This is a genomic window from Rothia sp. HMSC071F11 (assembly GCF_001809115.1).
Taxonomy (GTDB): Bacteria; Actinomycetota; Actinomycetes; order Actinomycetales; family Micrococcaceae; genus Rothia; species Rothia dentocariosa.
Genome location: NZ_KV795741.1, coordinates 1 through 447 on the forward strand (window position 1 = coordinate 1; position 447 = coordinate 447).

Annotated in this window: 1 pseudogene; it reads right to left on the bottom strand. The window is 40.5% G+C overall.

Annotated elements, in window-relative coordinates:
- Window positions 1-187: 187 nt before the first annotated feature.
- Window positions 188-447 (bottom strand): annotated as a pseudogene (locus HMPREF2554_RS03045) (hypothetical protein); the annotation flags it as partial.

Sequence of the window (447 nt, forward strand, 5' to 3'; positions counted from 1 at the left end):
CTCCCAGTACCCGCTCTCCTGAGTGAACACCGGAACAATGAACTCATCTTCATGTTCGTTTTCATAAACCATATAGTTATTTCCTTAAGAAATCCCACACAAGGGGATTCATAAAGAACCTACCTAAGTCCCTTATGAATAAACCCTTAAAGATGTAGACTTTATTGAACTAATTATTTTCGTGTTTCTAACTTTCCAAAACTTCATCCTTATTTTTAAGGTATAAAGGATTTTCAGCTCCTGGATTATTTTCGTCAAACTCAGGAATAACAATTGCACGGCCTTCAAAATACTCCAAGACCTGATCAAGGTGATTCCGCGACACCTCCATACCGTAAAGTACATGCGGTGGGTCGTAGTCTCCATTCCCATACCAGGAATGCCGATACCGTAAGTCATTATCCGCACTTTGCAGAATCTGTGCCATCCACTTTGCCTGCAAGTATT